Origin of the sequence: Pseudomonas fluorescens (assembly GCF_005938625.1) — a bacterium.
Lineage (GTDB): Bacteria > Pseudomonadota > Gammaproteobacteria > Pseudomonadales > Pseudomonadaceae > Aquipseudomonas > Aquipseudomonas fluorescens_BD.
Genome location: NZ_VCNJ01000044.1, coordinates 63056 through 87824, shown reverse-complemented (window position 1 = coordinate 87824; position 24769 = coordinate 63056). Strand labels below are relative to the sequence as shown.

The 24769-nt window shown below is 58.9% G+C and carries 21 protein-coding genes; 15 read left to right on the top strand and 6 right to left on the bottom strand.

The genetic code is table 11. The features are described from left to right. Positions 1 to 101: 101 nt before the first annotated feature. From FGA82_RS24570 to FGA82_RS24560, 3 genes are read right to left on the bottom strand one after another with little or no spacing between them, the layout of a single operon-like run. Positions 102 to 1088, bottom strand: a complete 987-nt coding sequence (locus FGA82_RS24570) for an alpha-L-glutamate ligase-like protein (RefSeq protein WP_141129071.1) — start codon at positions 1086 to 1088, stop codon at positions 102 to 104. Further along, positions 1088 to 2623 carry an inactive transglutaminase family protein gene (locus tag FGA82_RS24565; protein WP_141129070.1) on the bottom strand — a complete coding sequence of 512 codons (1536 nt, stop codon included), beginning with the start codon at positions 2621 to 2623 and terminating at the stop codon, positions 1088 to 1090. The genes FGA82_RS24570 and FGA82_RS24565 overlap by 1 nt, the downstream gene beginning before the upstream one ends. 5 nt (positions 2624 to 2628) lie before the next feature. Then, a complete protein-coding gene (locus tag FGA82_RS24560; protein WP_008081000.1) occupies positions 2629 to 3165 on the bottom strand; it encodes an ATP-dependent zinc protease family protein in 537 nt (178 codons plus the stop codon). Positions 3166 to 3522: 357 nt separating this feature from the next. On the opposite strand from FGA82_RS24560, the gene FGA82_RS24555 reads away from it, so the two are divergent. The 6 genes from FGA82_RS24555 to prpD all read left to right on the top strand — a co-directional run bounded on the left by FGA82_RS24555 (position 3523) and on the right by prpD (position 12131). Next, positions 3523 to 4245 (top strand): GntR family transcriptional regulator, encoded by a 723-nt coding sequence (locus FGA82_RS24555; protein WP_171057355.1) that lies wholly within the window; start codon positions 3523 to 3525, stop codon positions 4243 to 4245. After that, entirely contained in the window at positions 4242 to 5132 is an 891-nt protein-coding gene (prpB, locus tag FGA82_RS24550; RefSeq protein WP_007916432.1) for a methylisocitrate lyase, read from the top strand. The genes FGA82_RS24555 and prpB overlap by 4 nt, the downstream gene beginning before the upstream one ends. 142 nt (positions 5133 to 5274) lie before the next feature. Further along, positions 5275 to 6402 carry a bifunctional 2-methylcitrate synthase/citrate synthase gene (gene prpC, locus FGA82_RS24545; protein ID WP_141129068.1) on the top strand — a complete coding sequence of 376 codons (1128 nt, stop codon included), beginning with the start codon at positions 5275 to 5277 and terminating at the stop codon, positions 6400 to 6402. Between the two features lie 199 nt (positions 6403 to 6601). Next, positions 6602 to 9196, top strand: coding sequence for a Fe/S-dependent 2-methylisocitrate dehydratase AcnD (acnD, locus tag FGA82_RS24540; RefSeq protein WP_141129067.1), 2595 nt, complete (start codon positions 6602 to 6604; stop codon positions 9194 to 9196). A gap of 56 nt (positions 9197 to 9252) precedes the next feature. After that, positions 9253 to 10443, top strand: a complete 1191-nt coding sequence (gene prpF, locus FGA82_RS24535; RefSeq protein ID WP_141129066.1) for a 2-methylaconitate cis-trans isomerase PrpF — start codon at positions 9253 to 9255, stop codon at positions 10441 to 10443. A gap of 203 nt (positions 10444 to 10646) precedes the next feature. Next, complete coding sequence (prpD, locus tag FGA82_RS24530; RefSeq protein ID WP_141129065.1) at positions 10647 to 12131, top strand: 2-methylcitrate dehydratase; 1485 nt, start codon at positions 10647 to 10649, stop codon at positions 12129 to 12131. A gap of 89 nt (positions 12132 to 12220) precedes the next feature. On the opposite strand, the gene FGA82_RS24520 is transcribed toward prpD, so the two are convergent. Beyond that, on the bottom strand, positions 12221 to 13135 hold the full coding sequence (locus FGA82_RS24520) for a DMT family transporter (protein ID WP_171057354.1): 915 nt from the start codon (positions 13133 to 13135) through the stop codon (positions 12221 to 12223). A gap of 114 nt (positions 13136 to 13249) precedes the next feature. Here FGA82_RS24520 and FGA82_RS24515 point away from each other — a divergent pair, with 114 nt between their 5' ends. Further along, entirely contained in the window at positions 13250 to 14659 is a 1410-nt protein-coding gene (locus FGA82_RS24515) for a PLP-dependent aminotransferase family protein (RefSeq protein WP_141129063.1), read from the top strand. A 118-nt stretch (positions 14660 to 14777) separates the two neighbouring features. Here the strand turns inward: FGA82_RS24515 and ppsR are convergent, their stop codons facing one another. After that, positions 14778 to 15596, bottom strand: coding sequence for a posphoenolpyruvate synthetase regulatory kinase/phosphorylase PpsR (ppsR, locus tag FGA82_RS24510; RefSeq protein ID WP_007916411.1), 819 nt, complete (start codon positions 15594 to 15596; stop codon positions 14778 to 14780). A 174-nt stretch (positions 15597 to 15770) separates the two neighbouring features. Between ppsR and ppsA the strand changes: the two genes are divergently transcribed. The 8 genes from ppsA (at position 15771) to FGA82_RS24470 (ending at position 23931) form a co-directional block, all read left to right on the top strand. Then, entirely contained in the window at positions 15771 to 18146 is a 2376-nt protein-coding gene (ppsA, locus tag FGA82_RS24505) for a phosphoenolpyruvate synthase (RefSeq protein WP_141129062.1), read from the top strand. A 98-nt stretch (positions 18147 to 18244) separates the two neighbouring features. After that, a complete protein-coding gene (locus FGA82_RS24500) occupies positions 18245 to 19234 on the top strand; it encodes an alpha/beta fold hydrolase (RefSeq protein ID WP_141129061.1) in 990 nt (329 codons plus the stop codon). 226 nt (positions 19235 to 19460) lie between these two features. After that, entirely contained in the window at positions 19461 to 19952 is a 492-nt protein-coding gene (gene rraA, locus FGA82_RS24495) for a ribonuclease E activity regulator RraA (RefSeq protein WP_141129060.1), read from the top strand. A gap of 21 nt (positions 19953 to 19973) precedes the next feature. Further along, complete coding sequence (locus tag FGA82_RS24490) at positions 19974 to 20969, top strand: zinc transporter ZntB (protein ID WP_141129059.1); 996 nt, start codon at positions 19974 to 19976, stop codon at positions 20967 to 20969. A 63-nt stretch (positions 20970 to 21032) separates the two neighbouring features. Further along, positions 21033 to 21281, top strand: coding sequence for a hypothetical protein (locus FGA82_RS24485; RefSeq protein WP_008076827.1), 249 nt, complete (start codon positions 21033 to 21035; stop codon positions 21279 to 21281). Between the two features lie 2 nt (positions 21282 to 21283). Further along, positions 21284 to 22108, top strand: a complete 825-nt coding sequence (locus FGA82_RS24480) for a mechanosensitive ion channel family protein (protein WP_007916401.1) — start codon at positions 21284 to 21286, stop codon at positions 22106 to 22108. Between the two features lie 90 nt (positions 22109 to 22198). Beyond that, positions 22199 to 22789, top strand: a complete 591-nt coding sequence (gene sigX / locus FGA82_RS24475) for an RNA polymerase sigma factor SigX (RefSeq protein WP_011333251.1) — start codon at positions 22199 to 22201, stop codon at positions 22787 to 22789. Between the two features lie 107 nt (positions 22790 to 22896). Beyond that, positions 22897 to 23931 (top strand): OmpA family protein, encoded by a 1035-nt coding sequence (locus FGA82_RS24470; RefSeq protein ID WP_016985589.1) that lies wholly within the window; start codon positions 22897 to 22899, stop codon positions 23929 to 23931. A 62-nt stretch (positions 23932 to 23993) separates the two neighbouring features. Here the strand turns inward: FGA82_RS24470 and cobA are convergent, their stop codons facing one another. Then, positions 23994 to 24764: a uroporphyrinogen-III C-methyltransferase gene (gene cobA, locus FGA82_RS24465; RefSeq protein WP_141129058.1), complete on the bottom strand. Its 771-nt coding sequence runs from the start codon at positions 24762 to 24764 to the stop codon at positions 23994 to 23996. Positions 24765 to 24769 lie beyond the last annotated feature (5 nt).

Below are 24769 nucleotides of genomic sequence, written 5' to 3'. Positions count from 1 at the left end.
GAGTTCGACTCAAGACTTTCAGATCGGCGTACCTCGAACATCCACCTTGGTCAGTCCCCTCTCCCTCTGGGAGAGGGTTAGGGTGAGGGGCTTTTCAGCTTTTAGCCTTCCACAGCTGGAATATGCCCAAACATTTCCTGAGTAAACGCCACGCGCTCTTCAACCATCTCCGTCACCCCACGCGCTTTCAATTCTTCCAGTCGCGCTTCAACCGCGTGCGTACGCAACGTCAGCCCACAGTCATTGGCGATCTGGATATTCAGCCCCGGCCGCGCATTCAACTCCAGAATCAGCGGGCCTTTCTCCTGATCCAGCACCATATCAACACCGATATAGCCCAACCCGCACAGCTCATAACAGCCTGCCGCGAGTTTCATGAAACCGTCCCAGTAGGGCAGTTGCACGCCGTCCACCGCGTTGGTGGTGTCGGGGTGTTTGGTGATGATGTTGTTCAGCCAGGTGCCGCGCAACGTCAGACCGGTGGCCAGATCCACGCCGACGCCGATGGCGCCCTGGTGCAGGTTGGCCTTGCCGCCGGACTGCCGGGTCGGCAAACGCAACATCGCCATCACCGGATAACCCATCAAGACGATGATGCGAATGTCTGGCACGCCTTCGTAGCTGATGCTTTTGAAGATCTGATCCGGCGTTACCCGGTATTCGATCAGCGCCCGATCACGATGGCCGCCCAGCGAATACAAACCGGTGAGGATGCTCGAGATGTGATGCTCAAGTTCTTCGTGGGCAAGGATCTTGCCCGACACCGTGCGATAGCGACCTTCGAAACGGTCGGCGATGACAATGATGCCGTCGCCGCCCGCGCCCTGCGCCGGTTTGATCACGAAGTCGCTGCGCCCGCCGATGATCTCGTCGAGCTTGTCGATTTCCTTCTCGGTGGAAATCACGCCATACAACTCCGGCACGTGAATGCCGGCCTCGATCGCGCGTTCCTTGGTGATGATCTTGTCATCGACGATCGGGTACAGGCTTCGCTTGTTGTACTTGAGCACGTAGTCGGCGTTACGCCGATTGATGCCCATGATGCCCCGCGCTTCCAGCGCCTTCCAGGTCTTCCAGAAACCGAACATCAGGCGTCAGCCTTCTTCAGGAATGCCTTGAAACGCACCAGCTCCGTCAGGCGGTAGCCGCGATAACGACCCATCGCCAGCATGAAGCCGACCAGAATCAGCAGGATCGCCGGGAAGGTGAACACGAAGTAGACCAGCTCAGGCACGGTCATGATCAAGTGCGCCAGAGAAGCGGCGAACAGCGTGCCAATCGCAACTTTCAGCGCATGGCTGGCGCCGCGCTCTTCCCAAGTGATCGACAGGCGTTCGATGGTCATGGTCAGAATCACCATCGGGAACAGCGCCACAGACAAGCCGCGCTCCAGGCCGAGCTTATGACTGAACAGACTGATCGCCGCAATCAACACCACGACAAAGGTCAGCACCACCGAGAGTCGCGGCAGCATTTGCAGCTTCAGGTGTTCCAGATACGAACGTAATGACAACCCCAGCGCGGTGATCACGGTAAACAGCAGAATGCCGAAGCCCAGCTGCGTTTCGCGGAAGGCGAGGGCGATCAGCACCGGGGTGAACGTACCGAGGGTCTGCAGGCCGATCAGGTTGCGCAGGATCAGAATCACCAGCACGCCGATCGGGATCATCACCATGATCATGAACGTTTGCTGGGTCTGCAGCGGCAAGCCGTATAGCGAGTATTCGAGGAAATTGGCGTCGGTGTTTTCGTCGGTCAGCTTGGCCAGACGAATCGCGTTCATCTCGCTGTTGTTCAGGCTGAAAGTCACGTTGGCTTTCTTGCCACCGTCGACGGTGATCAGGTTTTCATCGCCGGTCCACCACAGCAGGCGGTCGGTCGGCAGGCCTTGCTCGCCGGTTTCCGGGTTGAAGTACAGCCAGTCGTTGCCGTTGAAGCTGCGCAGCCACAGTTCCGGGGTTTGCGGCTGGTCGGCGACGAGGCGGATGGTGTGGACTTTTTCCACCGGCACGTGGGCGATGGACAACAGCAGTTCGACGATTTTGGCTTTGTGCGGCGTCGACGGATCGCCAGCCAGCAGCAGTTTCACGTTGTCGTCGTTGAGGTTGTTGACGCGTTTGATCGCCTCGCCAATGAACGTTTCGACGTCGGCAGAGTGCTGACGGATCGGCGCGAGCAGGGCTTCGGCGGCGATTTTCTCCGGGCCTTCGATGGCGATGCTGTCGCGGAAGGTCGGGCCTTTGATCTTGGTTTTTTCTGCGGTGTAGCGCTTGGTCAGCACCAGACGGTAATAAAGGGTCTGGTTGCCCTTGGCTCGGCGTGCCGACCAGGTGACCTTGCGGTTGCCATCGACGCGGTTCACCGCGACGCCGTAGTTATTGGAAATAAAGCTCTCGTTGAGGCTGACGTAATCGCGGCTCAACGGTGGCACGAACATCTGGATCTTCACTGGATCCTTGGTGCTGGCGACGAACTCCACTTTGGCGTCGATGTTCCACAAGTCGTCGGTCGCGTCTTCGGTCACCGGGATGCCGAGCACGAAAATCTGATAGGCCGTAACCGAAACGCCCAGGAGCACCAGAATGGTGATCAGGATTTTCAGGTGGAAGGTTAGAGAACGCATGGAAATTACTCGGCGGTATGAGCGGCGATGGTGCAGGCGGGTTTGCCGGCAGCGTATTTAAGGCTTGGATCGACCAGCGCATCAAAGCGTTTCAGCGCTTCGGAGCCAATCAAAAGCGGGTATTGGAACGCACTTCGGTCGGTCAGGTTCACTTCGATGCTGCGAAGCGCCGTGCCCATGCAGATATCCAGCTCGATCACCGGACGGGCGGTGTACTTCTTGCCTTCTTCCGGGTCGTAGTCACCGGCGCGGCGCTTGATCTTGCTGACCCGGGCCAGCGGCCGTTCGATCGGGTGTGAATGCGCGGCGTCGATGGCCAGGTAGAAACGTACCCAGGACTCACCGTTGCGTTTAAAGCGTTTGATGTCGCGGGCGCTGAGCGAGGCGGTTTTCGCGCCCGTATCAAGTTTGGCCGCAACTTCGAGATTGATGCCGTCAAGCGAAGCGTATTCGTTGAGGCCGTACACGGTTTTTTCCCCCGCGGCGGCGAGGCCGGGCAGGCAAAACAGGGCAAAGAATGTGGGAAAAGGCTTGAGTCTCATAAATCCTGGTGCGCAGCGTTCCGTTTTCGGTTCAGGTCCTTGGCAAAACTTGCGCAAGGCCCTTCGTGTGCCTATCAGCTTTTTATGACAAGCCGTACAAATGGCCAGCAAATGCGGGCGGCATTCTAGCACGGTGGGTTTATGGCGCCAGCGCTTGGGCCGGTCTATAAAAGATCAAAAGATCGCAGCCTTCGGCAGCTCCTGCATTGGATTTGCGTGCGCCCTGTAGGAGCTGCCGAAGGCTGCGATCTTTTAAGGTTATTAGACGATTGTCGACAATATCTATTTATCCTTTGACTGGTGCGGGCGAATTGGCTAGTTTTTGCCGCACTGGATTTAAAGGTGTCGACAATCATGCTGGATCAACTCGATCCCCCGGTTATCAGCGGCGACGATTCCGAGACTCTCTCGGAAAATGTCTTCCGGCGCATTCAGGCGGCTATCGTCAAAGGCGAGATCGCTCCGGGCAGCAAGATCTCCGAGCCGGAGCTGGCGCGCACCTACGGCATCAGTCGTGGGCCGTTGCGTGAGGCGATTCATCGCCTGGAAGGTCAGCGCTTGCTGGTGCGCGTGCCGCACGTCGGCGCGCGGGTGGTGTCGCTCAATCATGCCGAGCTGATCGAACTCTACGAAATCCGCGAATCCCTCGAAGGCATGGCCTGCCGCCTGGCGGCCGAACGCATGAGCGTCGAAGAAATCGACGAACTGCGCCGGGTGCTGGAAACCCATGAACGCGATGCCGCGTTTCAGGCCGGCGTCGGCTACTACCAGCAAGAAGGCGATTTCGACTTCCACTACCGGATCATCCAGGGCAGCGGCAACCGCACGCTGACCCAGATGCTCTGCGGCGAGCTCTATCAATTGGTGCGCATGTACCGCATCCAGTTCTCGACCACGCCGAACCGTCCGCGTCAGGCTTTTGCCGAACACCACCGGATTCTCGATGCCATCGCGGACCGTGACGGCGAGCTCGCGGAATTGTTGATGCGCCGTCACATCGGCGCCTCGAAACGCAACATCGCCCGTCATTACCAGGACGGCGCCCACAATAAGACAGCCACTGAACGAGGTGAGTCATGAGTTCCAAGCACAGCACTCCAGGCCAGCGTTTCCGCGATGCGGTCGCCAGCGAGCACCCATTGCAGGTGGTCGGCGCGATCAACGCCAACCACGCGCTGCTGGCCAAGCGCGCCGGTTTCAAGGCGATCTACCTGTCCGGCGGCGGGGTGGCCGCAGGCTCGCTCGGCGTGCCGGATCTGGGCATCACCGGTCTGGATGATGTGTTGACCGACGTGCGTCGCATCACCGACGTCTGCGATCTGCCGCTGCTGGTCGATGTCGACACCGGTTTTGGCTCGTCGGCGTTCAACGTCGCGCGCACGGTCAAGTCGATGATCAAGTTCGGCGCGGCGGCGATTCACATTGAGGATCAGGTCGGCGCCAAACGCTGTGGCCATCGTCCTAATAAAGAGATCGTCAGCCAGCAGGAAATGGTCGACCGCATCAAAGCCGCCGTCGATGCCCGCACCGATGACAGCTTTGTAATCATGGCGCGTACCGATGCGCTGGCGGTGGAAGGTCTGGAATCGGCACTCGATCGCGCAGCAGCCTGCATCGAGGCTGGCGCTGACATGATTTTCCCGGAAGCGATCACTGAACTGGAGATGTACAAGCTGTTCGCCAACCGCGTGAAAGCGCCGATCCTGGCCAACATCACCGAGTTCGGCTCGACGCCGCTGTACACCACCGAGCAATTGGCCGGCGCCGACGTGTCGCTGGTGCTGTATCCACTGTCGGCGTTCCGCGCTATGAACAAGGCTGCGGAAAACGTCTATACGGCGATCCGCCGCGACGGCACGCAGCAGAATGTCATCGACACCATGCAGACTCGCATGGAGCTTTACGATCGCATCGATTACCACACCTTCGAGCAGAAGCTCGATGCGTTGTTTGCTGCGAAGAAATAAAGATCAAAAGATCGCAGCCTGCGGCAGCTCCTACATGAACCGCATTCCCTGTAGGAGCTGACGAGTGCAACGAGGCTGCGATCTTTTGCGAACAACACCGTAATTGCAGATTCCCTAACAAATTCAAGAATTGGAGACAGCAATGGCCGAAGCAAAAGTACTCAGTGGCGCCGGGCTCCGTGGCCAGGTTGCCGGGCAAACCGCACTGTCCACCGTGGGCCAGGCCGGTGCCGGGCTGACCTATCGCGGCTACGACGTGCGCGAACTGGCAGCCGATGCACAATTTGAAGAAGTCGCGTACCTGCTGCTCTACGGCGAGCTGCCGACCCAGGCGCAACTCGACGAATACCAAGGCAAACTGAGCAAGCTGCGCGACCTGCCGCAAGCGCTGAAAGAAGTGCTCGAACGCATCCCCGCCGACGCCCACCCGATGGACGTCATGCGCACCGGTTGCTCGTTCCTCGGCAACCTCGAACCGGAGAAAGACTTCTCCGAACAGCGCGACAAGACTGACCGCCTGCTCGCCGCGTTCCCGGCGATCATGTGCTACTGGTATCGCTTCAGCCACGACGGCAAACGCATCAATTGCGTCAGCGACGAGCCGACCATCGGCGGCCACTTCCTGCACTTGCTGCACGACAAGAAGCCGAGCGAACTGCACGTCAAAGTCATGAACGTCTCGCTGATCCTCTACGCCGAGCACGAATTCAACGCCTCGACCTTCACTGCGCGCGTTTGCGCCTCGACCCTGTCCGATCTGTATTCCTGCGTGACGGCGGCCATCGGTTCGCTGCGTGGCCCGCTGCACGGCGGCGCTAACGAAGCGGCGATGGAAATGATCGAGCGCTTCTCGTCGCCGGAAGAGGCGATCAAAGGCACCCTCGGCATGCTCGAGCGCAAGGACAAGATCATGGGCTTCGGCCACGCGATCTATAAGGACAGCGATCCACGCAACGAAGTAATCAAAGGCTGGGCGAAACAGCTGGCTGATGAAGTCGGTGACAAGGTGTTGTTCCCGGTCTCGGAAGCCATCGACAAGACCATGTGGGAACAGAAGAAGTTGTTCCCGAATGCCGATTTCTACCATGCCTCGGCGTACCACTTCATGGGCATTCCGACCAAGCTGTTCACGCCGATTTTCGTCTGCTCACGCCTGACCGGCTGGGCCGCGCACGTGTTCGAACAGCGTGCCAACAACCGCATCATCCGTCCGAGCGCCGAGTACATCGGCGTTGAACAGCGCAAGTTCGTGCCAATCGAACGTCGCTGAAATGGTGAGTGCCAGCCGCTGATCCGAGATTCACCGAAATCCCTGTAGGAGCTGCCGAAGGCTGCGATCTTTTGATCTTTGTTTTTAAGATCAGGATCAAAAGATCGCAGCCTTCGGCAGCTCCTACAAGGGAGAGGGGATTTTTAGATCGGTGTCAGGCCTCACCCTTTGAAACTACCGTGACCCGAGTCCTGACCCGATGAACACAGAATTCCGCAAAACCCTGCCCGGCAGCCCTCTGGATTATTTCGACGCTCGCGCGGCGGTCGAGGCGATTCAGCCCGGCAGTTACGACACCCTGCCGTACACTTCCCGCGTGCTGGCGGAAAACCTCGTGCGTCGCTGCGACCCGGCCACGCTCACCGATTCCCTCAAGCAACTGATCGAACGCAAACGCGATCTCGACTTCCCGTGGTTCCCGGCGCGTGTGGTCTGCCACGACATTCTCGGCCAGACCGCGCTGGTCGACCTCGCCGGCCTGCGGGACGCCATCGCCTTGCAGGGCGGCGACCCGGCGCAGGTCAACCCGGTGGTGCCGACGCAATTGATCGTTGACCACTCGCTGGCGGTGGAAGCGGGCGGTTTCGACAAGCAGGCGTTCGAGAAAAACCGCGCCATCGAAGACCGTCGCAACGAAGACCGTTTTCACTTCATCAACTGGACCAAAAAGGCCTTCAAGAACGTTGATGTGATCCCACCGGGCAACGGCATCATGCACCAGATCAACCTGGAGAAAATGTCTCCGGTGATCCAGGTGCGTGAAGGTGTGGCGTTCCCCGACACTTGCGTCGGCACTGACAGCCACACCCCGCACGTCGATGCGCTGGGCGTAATCGCCATTGGCGTCGGCGGCCTCGAAGCCGAGAGCGTAATGCTCGGTCGCGCCTCGTGGATGCGTCTTCCGGAAAGCGTCGGCGTCGAGCTGACCGGCCAGCTGCAACCGGGCATCACCGCCACCGACATGGTGCTGGCGCTGACCGAATACCTGCGCAAACAGAAAGTCGTCGGCGCTTGGCTGGAGTTTTTCGGCGAAGGCGCAGCGGCGCTGACCCTCGGCGACCGCGCGACCATCTCCAACATGGCCCCGGAATACGGCGCCACCGCAGCGATGTTCTACATCGACCAGCAGACCATCGATTACCTGAAACTGACCGGTCGCGAAGACCAGCAAGTGCAGTTGGTCGAGCAATACGCCAAGCTCACCGGCCTGTGGGCCGACAGCCTGAAAGGCGCGCAATACGAGCGTGGCCTGACTTTCGACCTGTCTTCGGTGGTGCGCAACATGGCCGGCCCAAGCAACCCGCACGCTCGCGTTGCGGTGTCGGATCTGGCCGCCAAAGGCATCTCCGGTCAGTGGGATGATGTGCCGGGGCAAATGCCCGACGGTGCGGTGATCATCGCCGCCATCACCAGTTGCACCAACACCAGCAACCCGCGCAACGTCATCGCCGCCGGCCTGCTGGCGCGCAACGCCAACAAGCTCGGCCTGGCCCGCAAACCGTGGGTGAAATCCTCGCTGGCGCCGGGTTCGAAAACCGTGGCGCTGTACCTCGACGAAGCGGGACTGACCACTGAGCTGGAGCAACTCGGCTTCGGCGTCGTCGCCTTCGCCTGCACCACCTGCAACGGCATGTCCGGCGCGCTCGATCCGGTGATCCAGCAAGAGATCATCGATCGCGATCTGTACGCCACCGCCGTGCTCTCGGGCAACCGCAACTTCGACGGCCGCATTCACCCATACGCCAAGCAAGCGTTCCTCGCTTCGCCGCCATTGGTGGTCGCTTACGCCATTGCCGGGACCATCCGTTTCGATATCGAAAAAGACGTACTCGGTGTTGTGGACGGCAAGGAAATCCGCCTCAAAGATATCTGGCCGAGCGACGAAGAAATCGACGCCGTGGTGAAGTCTTCAGTCAAGCCTGAGCAGTTCCGTCAGGTCTACATTCCGATGTTCGCCGTCCACGAAGACACCGGCCCGAAAGTCACGCCGCTGTACGACTGGCGCGAGATGAGCACCTACATCCGCCGTCCGCCGTACTGGGAAGGTGCGCTGGCCGGGGCGCGTCCGCTGAAGGGCATGCGCCCGCTGGCGGTGCTGCCGGACAACATCACCACCGATCACCTGTCGCCATCCAACGCGATCATGCTCGACAGCGCCGCCGGCGAATACCTGGCGAAAATGGGCCTGCCGGAAGAGGACTTCAACTCGTACGCAACGCACCGTGGCGACCACTTGACTGCACAACGCGCGACCTTCGCCAACCCGAAGCTGTTCAACGAAATGGTTGTGGAAAACGGCAAGGTCAAACAGGGTTCACTGGCGCGGGTCGAGCCGGAAGGCAAGGTCATGCGCATGTGGGAAGCCATCGAAACCTACATGGAACGCAAACAGCCGCTGATCATCATTGCCGGCGCCGATTACGGTCAGGGTTCGTCCCGTGACTGGGCGGCGAAAGGCGTGCGACTGGCCGGTGTCGAAGCGATTGCCGCTGAAGGTTTCGAGCGCATTCACCGCACCAACCTGGTGGGCATGGGCGTGTTGCCGCTGGAGTTCAAGCCGGGCACCGACCGTCACACGCTGGCCATCGACGGCAGCGAAACCTATGACGTGATCGGCGAGCGCAAACCGCGCGCAGATCTGACGCTGGTGATCCATCGCAAGAACGGCGAACGCGTTGATGTGCCGGTGACTTGCCGTCTGGATACCGCTGAAGAAGTATCGATCTACGAGGCCGGCGGCGTGTTGCAGCGCTTCGCTCAGGACTTCCTTGAAGAGTCGGCGGTTGCCGTTTAAATCATGTTAAGCGACCAAGGGATGATGAGTCCTTTGGTCGTTTTGAAGGAGCACTCATGGCTCATGCACCACAAATAAAAATCCCCGCCACCTACATGCGCGGCGGCACCAGCAAAGGCGTGTTTTTCAGCCTCAAGGATCTGCCCGAAGCGGCGCAGATTCCCGGTCCGGCTCGCGACGCTTTGCTGCTGCGCGTAATCGGCAGTCCCGACCCGTACGACAAACAAATCGACGGCATGGGCGGCGCCACGTCCAGCACCAGCAAAACCGTGATCCTGTCGAAAAGCATCAAGGCCGATCACGACGTCGATTACCTGTTTGGTCAGGTCTCCATCGACAAGCCCTTCGTCGACTGGAGCGGCAACTGCGGCAACCTTTCGGCAGCGGTCGGTTCGTTCGCCATCAACAACGGCCTGGTCGACGCCAGCCGCATTCCGCACAACGGTGTCGCGGTGGTGCGCGTATGGCAGGCCAATATCGGCAAAACGATTATTGCTCATGTGCCGATCACCAACGGCGAAGTGCAGGAAACCGGTGATTTCGAACTCGACGGCGTGACTTTTCCGGCGGCCGAAGTGCAAGTGGAATTCATGGACCCGGCGGCGGACGAAGAGGGCGGCGGTGGCTCGATGTTTCCTACCGGCAACCTGATCGATGAGCTAGAAGTGCCGGGCATCGGCACGTTCAAGGCGACCATGATCAACGCTGGCATCCCGACGATTTTCGTCAACGCCGAAGACATCGGCTACACCGGCACCGAACTGCAAAGCGCGATCAATAGTGATCCGAAAGCGCTGCAGATGTTCGAGACCATTCGTGCTTATGGCGCGCTGCGCATGGGCCTGATTGCCAATCTGGAAGAAGCGGCCAAGCGTCAGCACACGCCGAAAGTCGCGTTTGTCGCCAAGCCTGCGGATTACGTGGCGTCGAGTGGTAAAGCGGTTGGCGCCGGTGACGTGGATTTGCTGGTGCGGGCGTTGTCGATGGGCAAGTTGCATCACGCGATGATGGGCACGGCGGCAGTGGCGATTGGCACGGCGGCGGCCATTTCCGGCACCTTGGTAAACCTTGCGGCCGGTGGCGTCGAGCGCAACGCTGTGCGCTTCGGGCATCCGTCCGGGACGTTGCGGGTTGGCGCTGAAGCCAGTCTGGAAAACGGCGAGTGGATCGTCAAAAAAGCCATCATGAGCCGTAGTGCTCGGGTGCTGATGGAAGGCTACGTACGCGTCCCGGGCGATTCATTCTGACACCACACCGGGCGCCTCCCCCCCCGGCTTGCTTCACCTGTAGGAGCTGCCGAAGGCTGCGATCTCTTGATCTTGACTTTAAAAACAAAGATCAAAAGATCGCAGCCTTCGGCAGCTCCTACAGGGATTGCATTTCAACAATAAGAAATTGTTAGCCCTGAACCGAGGTCCCATCAACGAACCACTTCAAGAGTGAATCGAACATGAGCGCCAACGTCGACCTGAACAACCGCCCCGACTACGACCGTGTCCTGCAGGACATCGCCGATTACGTCCTCACCTTCAAAGTCACCTCTGCCGAAGCCCTCGACACCGCCCGCAACTGCCTGATGGACACGCTGGGCTGCGGCCTGCTGGCGCTGCGTTTCCCCGAATGCACCAAACACCTCGGCCCGATGGTCGAAGGAACGGTGGTTCCTTACGGCGCGCGGGTGCCGGGTACCAGCCATCGCCTCGACCCGGTTAAAGCCGCGTGGGACATCGGCTGCATCGTCCGCTGGCTCGACTACAACGACACCTGGCTCGCCGCCGAATGGGGTCATCCATCGGACAACCTGGGCGGCATTCTTGCGGTGGCTGATCACCTCTCGCAGAAGCGTCTGGCCAACGCTGAAGCGCCGTTGACTATTCGCGATGTGCTCGAAGCGATGATCATGGCCCATGAGATTCAAGGCGTGATCGCCCTGGAAAACTCCTTCAACCGCGTAGGACTCGATCACGTCATTCTCGTGAAAGTCGCCTCGACCGCCGTTACCGCCAAACTGATGGGCGCCAATCGCGAGCAATTGTTGTCGGCGTTGTCCCACGCGTTCGCCGATGGTCAGGCGCTGCGCACTTACCGGCATGCTCCAAACGCCGGCTCGCGAAAATCCTGGGCGGCGGGGGATGCATCGAGTCGGGGCGTGCGTCTGGCCGACATTGCCATGCGCGGCGAGATGGGCATTCCCGGCGTGCTGACTGCCAAACAGTGGGGCTTTTATGACGTCCTGTTCAGCCACGCCAACAGCGATCTGGCATTGAAACCCGAAGGCAAACGCGCCTTCAGTTTTTCGAGGCCGTTCGGCAGTTACGTGATGGAAAACGTGCTGTTCAAGATCAGCTTCCCCGCCGAATTCCATGCGCAAACCGCCTGCGAAGCTGCGGTGACCTTGCACCCGCAGGTGCGCAATCGTCTGCATGAAATCGATCGCATCGTCATCACCACCCACGAATCGGCGATTCGCATCATTTCCAAGGTCGGGCCGCTGGCCAACGCCGCCGACCGCGACCACTGCATCCAGTACATGACCGCCGTGCCGCTGGCCTTTGGCAATCTGGTCGCCGAGCAGTACGAAGATGATTTCCACAAGGCGCACCCGATCATCGATGTGCTGCGCGAAAAAATGGTCATCGTCGAGGATCCGCGTTTCACCCGCGAATACCTGGAGCCTGATAAACGCTCGATTGCCAACGCCGTGCAGGTGTTTTTCAAGGACGACAGCAGCACCGACAACGTCGTGGTGGAATTCCCGATCGGTCATCGCCGCCGTCGCGTCGAGGGCATTCCGTTACTCGAAGACAAGTTCAAGGCCAATCTGGCCACACGGTTCACCGGCCAGCGTAGTGGTGAGATCTTCGCGTTGTGCAAGGATCAGGCGCTTCTGGAGTCCACCCCGGTAAACCGTTTCGTCGACCTACTTGTGATCTGACGAAAAACCTGTAGGAGCTGCCGCAGGCTGCGATCTTTTGACTTTGATTGTAAAAAACAAGATCAAAAGATCGCAGCCTTCGGCAGCTCCTACACGGGCCGCGTGCGCCATTTTTCGATGGGCAATTTGGTGATCGCAAAACCGCTCAACAAAATCGCCGAATAGATCATCAGCTCCCGGGACAGGGTCTGCCCCTCGTACCAGGCGCCAATGATCACGGCGAACACCGGGAAGATGATAAACACGAACGACAGAATGATCGGGCTCAGGCGTTTAAGCAGCAAAAAATAAACGATGAATCCGCCGACCGATGCCACCAGTCCAAGGTAGAGCAGGGCGCCCCACGAACGCGTTGTCACTTGCGCAAACACCGGTGCCTCAATGCTCAAGCCGACAATAAATAACATCAGCCCGGCGATACCGATCGGCAGCGTGTTGTAGGTGATCACACTGATGGCGCTGCCGTGTTTTTTCGTCACCACGTAGCACAGCGCATGCATCACCGCTGCGCACAGAATCGCCAGCACTCCCAGCCATTCGGCCTGATCCAGATGCAGGCCCTGACTGCGAATAATCATGAACAGACTGCCAAAACCGATAGCGATGCCGAGCATTTGCGACGGGTAGATCTTCTCGCGCAGAAACAGCGCCGAGAACAGCAGGATAAACACCGGCATGCAGCTGAACAGCAGCGCTGTCAGGCCGGACGATACGTGCATCTCGCCGTAGTTGAGCAGGTAGTAGGGCAGGCTGAAGTACGACAGTGTGACGAACACAAAGAACCCGCGACTTTGCTTTGGAAAAAACAGCGGTTCCTTGCGCAACAGCGCGAAGCTCAGGAACAGCGGAAAAGCGATCAAAAAACGCAATCCAGCGGCGGTCAGCGGCGGCACGCTTTCCACCGCAATCCTGATCCCCAGCCACGTCGTGCCCCAGCTAAGGCAGACGATCAAAAACAGCGTGCTGGTGAACAGTCCAGCGAGCCAGGGTTTGCTGATATTCATCGGTGTGCTGACGGCGGTCGACATGTGGCGTGCTCCGAACGGTGGAATTGACCTGATCGCGGAAACGGGATATTTCTGATTGAACCTGTTTTAAGCACGCTATTCGGGGCGAGAATGACTGTCAAAGTAAGTATTGCCATGGTGTCAATCCTCCGTGACGGCCTCGTCAACGGCGTCGGCGTAAAGTACAAACGCCTCGCTGACGCGGTAGAGCAAGCCATCGAGGAAGGGGTGATCGATGCGGGATGCAAGTTGCCGCCGCACCGATTGCTGGCCGACAGCCTGGGCGTGACCATCGGCACCATCAGTCGTGCCTACGGTGAATTGGAACGCGTGGGATTGGTCGTCGCCCGCGTCGGAGATGGCACTTATGTCTGTCAGCGCGGGATGGAGCGGCCGCAGGACAAAGGCTTTCGCAATGTCAGCGATGAGCCGTCAGCCTGTTTCGACATGAGCCGCAATCAGCCGATTCCCGCGCAGGAAGCGGCGTTCATGAGCCAGAGTCTGCAGGAGCTGGCCAGCGATCCGCGGGTGTTACAGCAGTTGACCGGATACACCGCTGAAGCTGGGTTGGCCCGGCACCGATTGGCGGGGGCGGTCTGGCTGCAGCATGGGGCGTTCGTGCCGCACGCCGATCAGGTGTTGTGCGTCAACGGTGGTCAGCATGGTTTGTTGTGCGCGCTGATGGGCTTGCTCAAGGCCGGTGACACAGTGGTCACCGAGCATTTGTCCTACCCCGGATTGATCGGCGTCGCACGCCAGCTTGGGATAAAACTTGTCGGCGCAGCGATGGATGACGAAGGACTGTTGCCGTCGGCACTGGAGGACATCTGCCGTCAACATCGTGTTTCGGCGCTGTATTGCACGCCGACGATCCAGAATCCTACGGCTGCGGTCATGTCGATCCCACGGCGCGAGGCGATTGCCGACCTCTGCCGCCAGCATAATCTGCTGATTATCGAAGACGAAGCACATGCAGTTCTGGATCGCCAACGCCCGTTGCCGCTCAGCTGCTTCGCGCCGGAGCGTTCGGTGTTGATTGGCAGTTTGAGCAAAGCTGTTTCCGCCGGATTGCGCGTCGGTTACCTGCACGCCCCGCAGGCGTTGATCGGCCGTTTGAGTGCCGCCATCCGCGCAACGTGCTGGATGGCCAATCCACTCTCGATGGAAGTGGCCAGTCTGTGGATCGAAAGCGGCATGGCCGAGCGTTTGCTGGACGAACAGATCAGCGAGATCGCTCGGCGCAAAGCCTCGGTGACGCCTGTTCTGCAGGGTTTGAATTACAAGACTCACCCTTACAGCCCGCATTTCTGGGTGGAAGTGCCTGAGCTGTGGCGGGCGTCGCAGATTGCGGCGGAGTTGAAGGAGGACAACTATCTGGTAGCCACGGCTGAAGCGTTTGCGGTGGGGCATGCAGCGGTGCCGCAGTTTATTCGGGTGAGTGTGTGTAATGCGGTGGGGGATGATCGGTTGTTGCTTAGTGGATTCGAGGCTTTGGCGCGGGCATTAACCGAGACCGTGTAATCGTTCTTCGCGAGCAAGCTCGCTCCCACAGGGTTTTGTGGTGAATGCAAAATTTGCAGACACAGAAACCTGTGGGAGCGAGCTTGCTCGCGAAGGCGTCAGATCAGGCAATGCAGAGCTACTTGAACCGCCGCTCCACACCTTTCTCCACCAGAATCTTCGCCGAAATCTCTTCCACCGAAAAATGCGTCGAGTTGATATTGGGGATGTTCTCGCGGCGGAACAGATTCTCCACTTCGCGCACTTCGAATTCGCACTGCGCATAACTCGAATAACGGCTGTTGGGCTTGCGCTCGTTGCGGATCGCGGTGAGGCGGTCCGGGTCGATGGTCAGGCCGAACAGCTTGTGTTGATGGGCGCGCAGGGCCGTCGGCAGGGTCAGGCGCTCCATGTCGTCTTCGGTCAGCGGATAGTTGGCCGCGCGGATGCCGAACTGCATGGCCATGTACAGACACGTCGGCGTTTTGCCGCATCGCGACACGCCCACTAGTATCAGGTCGGCTTTGTCGTAATAGTGGGTACGCGCGCCGTCATCGTTGTCGAGGGCAAAGTTAACCGCCTCGATGCGCTCCATGTAATTGGAGTTGTGCCCGATCGAATGGGACTTGCCGACGGTGTAGGAAGAATGCTCGGTCAGTTCCTGCTCCAGCGGGGCGAGGAAGGTCGAGAAAATGTCGATCATGAAACCATTGGACGTTGCGAGAATCTCACGGATGTCCTGATTGACGATGGTGTCGAAGATAATAGGGCGGAAGCCGTCGGTTTCAGCGGCTTTGTTGATTTGTTGTACCATGGCCCGCGCTTTATCCACGCTATCGATGTACGGTCGCGTGAATTTGCTGAAGGTAATGTTTTCGAACTGCGCCAGAAGGCTTTGACCCAGGGTTTCGGCAGTGATGCCGGTGCCATCGGAGATGAAGAAAGCAGATCGTTTCATTTGCACCTTGGGCCTTAAGCTAATCAGTATTTCTGGATATGATAGGCGCGATTTGTCGGCCGCGATTGGCCCGCATTCTCACTTATTTTCCAGGTCCAGGCCATACAACCGGCCAAGGCTCCCCCGGGCCGCCGGTTTCTGAGCTTTTCCAACACAGTTAGTGGAGAGATCACCTTGGTAGAGTACGTAGTTTCCCTCGATAAGCTCGGCAAACACGATGTTGAGCATGTGGGGGGCAAGAACGCATCCCTGGGCGAGATGATCAGTAACCTGGCAGGCGCCGGTGTTTCGGTCCCCGGCGGCTTCGCCACGACGGCTCAGGCTTATCGTGATTTCCTCGAATTGAGCGGCCTCAACGACCAGATCCACGCGGCCCTCGACGCGCTCGACGTCGACGACGTCAACGCCCTGGCCAAGACCGGCGCACAGATCCGTCAATGGATCATGGAAGCCGAATTCCCCGAAAAACTGAATGCCGAAATCCGCACCGCGTTTGCCGCGCTGTCGGCCGGCAACCCTGACGTGGCCGTGGCCGTGCGTTCTTCCGCCACCGCCGAAGACTTGCCGGACGCTTCGTTCGCCGGTCAGCAGGAAACCTTCCTGAACATCCGTGGTGTGGAAAACGTTATCCGCGCCGCCAAAGAGGTGTTCGCTTCGCTGTTCAACGACCGTGCGATTTCCTACCGCGTGCACCAGGGCTTTGACCACAAACTGGTCGCCCTGTCGGCTGGCGTGCAGCGCATGGTGCGTTCGGAAACCGGCACTGCCGGCGTCATGTTCACCCTCGACACCGAATCCGGTTTCCGTGACGTGGTGTTCATCACCGGCGCTTACGGTCTGGGCGAAACCGTTGTACAAGGCGCGGTCAACCCGGATGAGTTCTATGTGCACAAGGGCACGCTGGAGGCCGGTCGTCCGGCGATCCTGCGTCGCAACCTGGGCAGCAAAGCGATCAAGATGATCTACGGCGACGAAGCCAAGGCCGGTCGTTCGGTCAAGACCGTCGACGTCGACAAGGCTGAGCGCGCGCGTTTCTGCCTGACCGACGCTGAAGTCAGCGAACTGGCCAAGCAAGCGATGATCATCGAAAAGCACTACGGCTGCCCGATGGACATCGAGTGGGCCAAGGACGGTGACGACGGCCAGCTGTACATCGTGCAGGCGCGTCCGGAAACCGTGAAAAGCCGCACCCAGGCCAACGTCATGGAACGTTACCTGCTGAAAGAAACCGGCACCGTGCTGGTGGAAGGTCGTGCGATTGGCCAGCGCATCGGCGCCGGTAAAGTGCGCATCATCAAAGACGTGTCCGAGATGGACAAGGTACAGCCGGGCGACGTACTCGTTTCCGACATGACCGACCCGGACTGGGAACCGGTGATGAAGCGCGCCAGCGCCATCGTCACCAACCGCGGCGGTCGTACCTGCCACGCGGCGATCATCGCCCGTGAGCTGGGCATTCCGGCAGTGGTCGGTTGCGGCAACGCCACCCAACTGCTGAAGGATGGCCAGGGCGTGACCGTTTCGTGCGCCGAGGGCGACACCGGTTACATCTTCGAAGGCGAACTGGGCTTCGACATCAAGAAGAACTCCGTCGACGCCATGCCGGAGCTGCCGTTCAAGATCATGATGAACGTCGGCAACCCGGACCGCGCCTTCGACTTCGCGCAACTGCCGAACGCCGGTGTGGGCCTGGCCCGTCTGGAATTCATCATCAACCGCATGATCGGCGTCCACCCGAAAGCGCTGTTGAACTACGACGGTCTGCCGCAGGAAATCAAGGACAGCGTCGACAAGCGTATCGCCGGTTACAACGACCCGGTCGATTTCTACGTCGACAAACTGGTGGAAGGCATCAGCACCCTGGCTGCAGCGTTCACGCCGAAAAAAGTCATCGTGCGCCTGTCGGACTTCAAGTCCAACGAATACGCCAACCTGATCGGCGGCAAGCTCTACGAGCCGGAAGAAGAAAACCCGATGCTGGGTTTCCGTGGCGCTTCGCGTTACATCAGCGAATCGTTCCGTGACTGCTTCGAACTCGAATGCCGCGCGCTGAAACGTGTGCGCAACGAGATGGGCCTGACCAACGTCGAAATCATGGTGCCGTTCGTCCGTACTCTGGGCGAAGCCAGCCAGGTAGTCGATCTGCTCGCCGAAAATGGCTTGAAGCGCGGCGAAAACGGTCTGCGCGTGATCATGATGTGCGAACTGCCATCCAACGCGATCCTTGCTGAAGAGTTCCTCGAATTCTTCGACGGTTTCTCGATCGGTTCCAACGACCTGACGCAACTGACGCTGGGTCTGGACCGCGATTCCGGTATCATCGCGCACCTGTTCGACGAGCGTAATCCGGCGGTCAAGAAGCTCTTGGCTAACGCGATTGCCGCGTGCAACAAGGCCGGCAAGTACATCGGTATCTGCGGTCAGGGGCCTTCGGACCACCCGGATCTGGCCAAGTGGCTGATGGAGCAGGGCATCGAAAGCGTGTCGCTGAACCCGGACACCGTGCTGGAAACCTGGTTCTTCCTCGCCGAAGGCCAAGCGCCGGCCTGATCGGTATGTGAACGGCCCGCTTCCCATGTGGGAGCGGGCTTTGAGATTGAAGTAGGGCGGGCTCCTGTAGATGCCGCCCTTTTTTGTGCAAGAGCATTATGCAAAGCAGCAGCAACCTGTTTCCTGTCGCCCTGATCAGCGCCGAACGGCGCGGCGATCTGAGCGAAGACGTGTATCGACTGAAACCCGGCAACAGCCCCGACTGGTCCGTGGAAATCGCTGTGACCCGCTTGGGCATGGCTGATGACTCGGCGCCTCGCGGTGTGCCGGTGATTCTGCTGCACGGCAGTTTTTCCAATCGACGCTTCTGGTTTTCACCCAAAGGTCTGGGCCTGGGCGCCTATTTGACGCGTCTGGGTTTCGACGTGTGGATTCCGGAGATGCGCGGCCACGGCTTGTCGCAGCGCAACGAGGAATACCGGCGCAATCGTGTCGCCGACTACGCCCGTTACGACTTGCCGGCGATTGCCGCATTCGTGCGTGAGCAGAGCGGGCAGATTCCGCACTGGATCGGCCATTCGCTGGGCGGCATCACCCTGGCCGCGGCGCTCGGTGGCGAATACCTTGGCGAGCCTGCCGTGGCCTCGGCAGCGTTTTTCGGCACCCAGGTCAGCCGTACTTACTGGCCGCTGAAAATTCCGCCAGTGGAGTGGAGCGGGCGCTTCATTCTCAAGCGCTTCGCGCAGCTGTCGGGTTCGCGCCTCAAGCGTGGCCCGGAAGATGAGCCGATCGGTCTGGCGCTGGAAAGCATGCGCTGGTACGGCTTGTTCGGCCGTTTTGGCGACAAGGACAAGGATTGGTGGGCGGGGCTGGCCGATGTTCAAGTGCCAGTGCTGGCGGTGACTGCAGCAGGGGATCATCAGGATCCGGCCTGGGCTTGTCGCAAACTGTTCGAGCAGATCGGCTCGGAGCACAAGCAGTTCGTCAATCTGGGCCGCGAGCAGGGCTTCAACGATAATTTCGGCCATGTCGAGATGCTGGTGAGCAAAGCGGCGCAGACTGAGGTATGGCCATTGGTGGCGCGCTGGTTGAACGATCAGCACACGCCATTGCTGGGCGAGAAGCCGGATTTAGCTGCTGCGGTCTGAGCGGGAGGCCCTGAAAAGGGCATTTCGTTCGGGTTGGCTTGCGGTTAAGATGTGACGCATTGTGCGGTTCTGGTCATTTTTGGTGGCTGTTTAGCGATTACGTTTCAGGGTTTGTTCAGGTTCGTTCAGCGACCATGGGATGGACTAAGGTAAACAGCGACCGCCGGATCTCGTCTCAACAGAATGCGTCATCCTTGATCGTCTTCCTTGTTACAGGAGTTTTTCGATGAACCATTACCTTACGCCTGACCTGTGCGACGCCTATCCGGAGCTGGTGCAGGTGCTGGAGCCGATGTTCAGCAATTTCGGCGGTCGTGATTCGTTCGGCGGCGAAATCGTGACCATCAAATGTTTCGAAGACAACTCGCTGGTCAAGGAACAGGCTGACCTCAAGGGCAACGGCAAGGTACTGGTGGTTGATGGCGGCGGTTCGCTGCGCCGTGCATTGCTCGGCGACATGATTGCCGAGAAGGCTGCCAAAAATGGTTGGGAAGGGCTGGTGATCTACGGTTGCATCCGTGACGTCGACGTCATCGCGCAGACCGATCTGGGCGTGCAGGCGCTGGCCAGCCACCCGATGAAAACCGAAAAACGCGGCCTCGGCGACCTCAACGTCCCGGTGACCTTCGCCGGTGTGACGTTCCACCCGGGCCAGTACATTTATGCGGACAACAACGGCGTGATCGTTTCGCCGAGTCCGCTGAAGATGCCTGAATAAGCTTTCAACAAAGGGATGCGGATGTTCGAGGAAGAAAACGCGCAATGGGGGCTGGTGCATGCCCTGGTGCTGGACGGAAAAGGCGGTGCGCGTTCGATAGCCCGGACTGAGCTCGACGATTTGCAGTTGCAGGCCCATGAAAGCCTGTGGCTGCATTGGGATCGCAGCCATCCGCAGACCCAGACCTGGCTGCGCAAATCCAGCGGTCTCAACGAATTCACCTGCGACTTGTTGCTGGAAGAGAACACGCGGCCGCGCCTGTTGCCGCTGCCGGATGCCGAGCTGCTGCTGTTTCTGCGCGGGGTCAACCTAAATCCGGGCGCCGAGCCGGAAGACATGGTTTCGGTGCGGATTTTTGCTTCACCCCAACGGGTGATTTCCCTGCGTTTGCGCCCATTGCGCGCCACCGATGAGCTGCTGGTGCAATTGGCGGACGGCAAAGGCCCGAAAACCTCCTCTGAACTGATCCTTTATCTGGCGCAGTTCCTCACCAACAAGGTGCAGGATCTGGTCACTTGCCTCTCGGAAATCGCCGATGAGGAAGAGGAAAAGATGGATGCCGACGAACGGTATACCCCCGAGCATGGCGCCATTTTGCACATCCGTCGCAGGGCTGCCGGGCTGAAGCGTTTTCTTGCGCCGCAGCGGGATATTTTCGGGCAGCTGACGCGGATCAAACTGCCGTGGTTTGTCGACGACGATGCTGATTACTGGAACGAATTGAACAACAGCCTGACCCGATATCTCGAAGAGCTCGAATTGACCCGAGAGCGCGTGGGGCTTGTGCTGGAGGCTGAAGACCGGCGTTTGAGCGAGCGCATGAACCGAACGATGTACCGCTTCGGGATCATAACCTGCATCTTTTTGCCGATGAGTTTCATCACCGGTCTGTTGGGTATCAACGTTGGCGGAATTCCGTTCTCCAGCAGCCCTTACGGCTTCCTGATCGCCTGCTTGACGGTGCTCGCCCTGGCCTTCGGTCAGTGGTGGTTATTCCGTCGTTTGCGCTGGGTCTGAACATGGCGCATGTGACCCGACCAAATCTGCCCGCGTCTTTCACAGACATCACGAGAGGTGCGTATGCACGATCCGTTTGAACAGTCTTTGCGCGACATGCTCAACGCTTCGCCGTCCAGCCGCGACGACGATGCTTGCCTGGGCCGCGTACTCAAAACCGCCAACCGCCAGGTCGGCGCCGGTGATCTGTTCAGCCTGCTGGGCCGCTGGCTGCCCGCGCTGATGATCGCCCTGAATAACGGATCGGCCCATGTCTCGCCGGTTTCCCGTCTTCGTAAACCTACCGCTCGCACTGCTGATAAGGCTGATTGAATATGGAACTCGACCTCTGGACTCAGAGCCTCGTCACTGCAATGACTGCGTTGTGGACCAAAGTAGCCAACTTCATCCCGAACCTGTTCGGCGCACTGGTCGTGCTGCTGTTGGGTTTCGTCGTGGCCAAGCTGCTCGATACCTTGCTGTCCAAATTGCTCGCCAAACTGGGTCTCGATCGCCTGATGGGCGGTACCGGCCTGACTAAATTGATGTCGCGTGCGGGGCTGCAAGTCCCGATCTCGACCCTGATCGGCAAAATCGTTTACTGGTTCGTTCTGCTCATTTTTCTGGTTTCTGCAGCAGAATCCCTTGGCCTTGAGCGAGTTTCAGCTACGCTGGATATGTTGGCGCTCTATTTGCCGAAAGTATTCGGCGCGGCGCTGGTGTTGCTGGTGGGTGTTTTGCTCGCACAACTGGCCAACGGGCTGGTGCGCGGGGCGGCAGAAGGTGTAGGCCTGGACTACGCTTCGGGGCTTGGGCGAATTGCTCAGGGGCTGGTGATCATCATCAGCATCTCGGTCGCGATCAGTCAGCTTGAGGTCAAGACCGACCTGCTGAACCATGTGATTGTCATCGTTTTGATTACCGTTGGTCTGGCGGTTGCGCTGGCCATGGGTTTGGGAAGCCGGGAAATTGCCGGTCAGATTCTTGCGGGAATCTATGTGCGTGAGTTGTATCAGGTTGGGCAACAAGTGCGTGTTGGCGAGGTCGAAGGCCAGATCGAAGAGATCGGCACGGTTAAAACCACATTGCTGACCGATGAGGGTGAGCTAGTCTCTCTTTCCAATCGGATCCTGCTGGAACAGCATGTGAGTAGCCGCTAATCCGGCAAACCCTGCTAATGTATGCCGCCGCAAAATGCCAGCTGATGCTGGTTGCGGTGGACATTGACCTGACTGTCGGCACGACTTGTTTTGAATAAAGCCCAAACGCTATCCACGCGCTACGACCCCCGCGAGCTCTCTGATGAGGAGTTGGTCGCGCGCTCGCATACCGAGCTTTTTCACGTAACGCGCGCCTATGAAGAACTGATGCGGCGTTACCAGCGAACATTATTTAACGTTTGTGCGAGATATCTTGGGAACGATCGCGACGCAGACGATGTCTGTCAGGAAGTCATGTTAAAGGTGCTGTACGGCCTGAAGAACTTCGAGGGGAAATCGAAGTTCAAAACGTGGCTCTACAGCATCACGTACAACGAATGTATTACGCAGTATCGGAAGGAACGGCGAAAGCGTCGCTTGATGGACGCATTGAGTCTTGACCCCCTCGAGGAAGCGTCCGAAGAAAAGGCGCCGAAACCCGAGGAGAAGGGCGGACTTGATCGCTGGCTGGTGTATGTGAACCCGATTGACCGCGAAATTCTGGTGCTTCGATTTGTCGCAGAGCTGGAATTTCAGGAGATCGCAGACATCATGCACATGGGTTTGAGTGCGACAAAAATGCGTTACAAACGTGCTCTAGATAAATTGCGTGAGAAATTTGCAGGCATTGCTGAAACTTAGTTCAGCGCAAATATCTCTTACGTGTAGGCAAGTTCTGATAGACTTGCCGCCGAGTTGTCCCCCGGTTTGCGGGACTGCTTCACAATCACCAGATGGGGATTTAACGGATGAAACTGAAAAACACCTTGGGCTTGGCCATTGGTTCTCTGATTGCCGCCACTTCGTTCGGCGCTCTGGCACAAGGCCAAGGCGCAGTTGAAATCGAAGGCTTCGCAAAGAAAGAACAATTCGACAGCGCTCGTAACTTCAAGAACAACGGCAACCTGTTCGGCGGTTCGATCGGTTACTTCCTGACCGACGACGTTGAACTGCGTCTGGGCTACGACGAAGTGCACAACGTGCGTTCCGACGACGGTCGTAACATCAAGGGCGCTAACACCGCTCTGGACGCTCTGTACCACTTCAACAACCCAGGCGACATGCTGCGTCCATACGTATCGGCTGGTTTCTCCGATCAGAGCATCGGTCAGAACGGTTCCGGCGGTCGTGACCGTTCCACCTTCGCCAACCTGGGCGCTGGTGCCAAGCTGTACTTCACCGAGAACTTCTACGCCCGTGCTGGCGTTGAAGCTCAATACAACATCGACCAGGGCGACACCGAGTGGGCTCCTAGCGTTGGTATCGGTGTGAACTTCGGTGGCGGCTCCAAGCCTGCTGCTGCTCCAGTTCCAGCACCAGCTGAAGTCTGCTCCGACAGCGACAACGATGGCGTTTGCGACAACGTTGACAAGTGCCCGGACACCCCAGCCAACGTAACTGTTGACGCTGACGGCTGCCCAGCAGTTGCTGAAGTTGTTCGTGTTGAGCTGGACGTTAAGTTCGACTTCGACAAGTCGGTTGTGAAGCCAAACAGCTACGGCGACATCAAGAACCTGGCTGACTTCATGAAGCAGTACCCATCCACCACCACTACTGTTGAAGGTCACACTGACTCCGTCGGTCCTGACGCTTACAACCAGAAACTGTCCGAGCGTCGTGCAAACGCCGTTAAGCAAGTTCTGACCAACCAGTACGGTGTTGAATCGTCCCGCGTTCAGTCTGTTGGCTACGGCGAATCCCGCCCAGTTGCTGACAACAAAACTGAAGCTGGCCGCGCTGTAAACCGTCGCGTAGAAGCGCAGGTTGAAGCTCAAGCTAAGTAATTAGCTGCCGCTCTGAGAAAAGCCCGGCTTAGGCCGGGCTTTTCTTTGCCTGCGATTTGGCTTTAAAGGGTGCACGCAGATCCAAAGTAGGAGCTGCCGCAGGCTGCGATCTTTTGCTCTTCAACAACAACAGCCGCCACCGCCCCGATCACCAGAATCGCCGGGCTTTTCAATCCAAACGCACACGCATCATCACTCATGCTCGCCAGATCACTCCGGCATTCCCGCTGCCCGGGCAATGACGCATTCTCGATCATCGCCACCGGCGTATCCGCCGTCATCCCGCCCGCCAGCAACTGATCGCGAATCGCTCCCAGCTTGGCAACACCCATATAAACCACCAGCGTCGTACCGCCCTGCGCCAGCGCCTGCCAGTTCAATTGGCTGTCGTCCTGCGTGTGCGCAGTCACCAGCGTCACCCCGCGCGCCACACCGCGCAACGTCAGCGGAATATCGCACTGCGTTGCCCCGGCCAGACCAGCGGTAATGCCATTGACCAACTCCACCTCAACGCCACGTTCACGCAACCATTGCGCCTCTTCACCGCCACGACCGAAGATGCACGGGTCGCCGCCTTTGAGCCGCACCACACACTTGCCATGGCGGGCATAGCGCAGCATCAACCGATGGATAAATGCCTGCGGTGTGGAACGGCAACCACCGCGTTTACCCACCGCAATGATGCGGGCGCCAGGGCAGTGTTCCAGCACTTCGTCGTTGACCAGATCATCGATCAGCACCACATCGGCTTCGCGCAAGGCGCGCACCGCTTTGAGGGTCAGCAGTTCGGGATCACCAGGACCTGCACCCACCAGCCAGACTTTTGCATTCATGGTGT

Excerpts from the sequence above, each read along its gene's own strand:
- FGA82_RS24570 (WP_141129071.1), bottom strand. The coding sequence starts at position 1,088 with ATGTTCGGTTTCTGGAAGACCTGGAAGGCGCTGGAAGCGCGGGGCATC.
- FGA82_RS24565 (WP_141129070.1), bottom strand. The coding sequence starts at position 2,623 with ATGCGTTCTCTAACCTTCCACCTGAAAATCCTGATCACCATTCTGGTG.
- FGA82_RS24560 (WP_008081000.1), bottom strand. The coding sequence starts at position 3,165 with ATGAGACTCAAGCCTTTTCCCACATTCTTTGCCCTGTTTTGCCTGCCC.
- prpB (WP_007916432.1), top strand. The coding sequence starts at position 4,242 with ATGAGTTCCAAGCACAGCACTCCAGGCCAGCGTTTCCGCGATGCGGTC.
- prpC (WP_141129068.1), top strand. The coding sequence starts at position 5,275 with ATGGCCGAAGCAAAAGTACTCAGTGGCGCCGGGCTCCGTGGCCAGGTT.
- acnD (WP_141129067.1), top strand. The coding sequence starts at position 6,602 with ATGAACACAGAATTCCGCAAAACCCTGCCCGGCAGCCCTCTGGATTAT.
- prpF (WP_141129066.1), top strand. The coding sequence starts at position 9,253 with ATGGCTCATGCACCACAAATAAAAATCCCCGCCACCTACATGCGCGGC.
- prpD (WP_141129065.1), top strand. The coding sequence starts at position 10,647 with ATGAGCGCCAACGTCGACCTGAACAACCGCCCCGACTACGACCGTGTC.
- FGA82_RS24520 (WP_171057354.1), bottom strand. The coding sequence starts at position 13,135 with ATGAATATCAGCAAACCCTGGCTCGCTGGACTGTTCACCAGCACGCTG.
- FGA82_RS24515 (WP_141129063.1), top strand. The coding sequence starts at position 13,250 with ATGACTGTCAAAGTAAGTATTGCCATGGTGTCAATCCTCCGTGACGGC.
- ppsR (WP_007916411.1), bottom strand. The coding sequence starts at position 15,596 with ATGAAACGATCTGCTTTCTTCATCTCCGATGGCACCGGCATCACTGCC.
- FGA82_RS24500 (WP_141129061.1), top strand. The coding sequence starts at position 18,245 with ATGCAAAGCAGCAGCAACCTGTTTCCTGTCGCCCTGATCAGCGCCGAA.
- rraA (WP_141129060.1), top strand. The coding sequence starts at position 19,461 with ATGAACCATTACCTTACGCCTGACCTGTGCGACGCCTATCCGGAGCTG.
- FGA82_RS24490 (WP_141129059.1), top strand. The coding sequence starts at position 19,974 with ATGTTCGAGGAAGAAAACGCGCAATGGGGGCTGGTGCATGCCCTGGTG.
- FGA82_RS24485 (WP_008076827.1), top strand. The coding sequence starts at position 21,033 with ATGCACGATCCGTTTGAACAGTCTTTGCGCGACATGCTCAACGCTTCG.
- FGA82_RS24480 (WP_007916401.1), top strand. The coding sequence starts at position 21,284 with ATGGAACTCGACCTCTGGACTCAGAGCCTCGTCACTGCAATGACTGCG.
- FGA82_RS24470 (WP_016985589.1), top strand. The coding sequence starts at position 22,897 with ATGAAACTGAAAAACACCTTGGGCTTGGCCATTGGTTCTCTGATTGCC.
- cobA (WP_141129058.1), bottom strand. The coding sequence starts at position 24,764 with ATGAATGCAAAAGTCTGGCTGGTGGGTGCAGGTCCTGGTGATCCCGAA.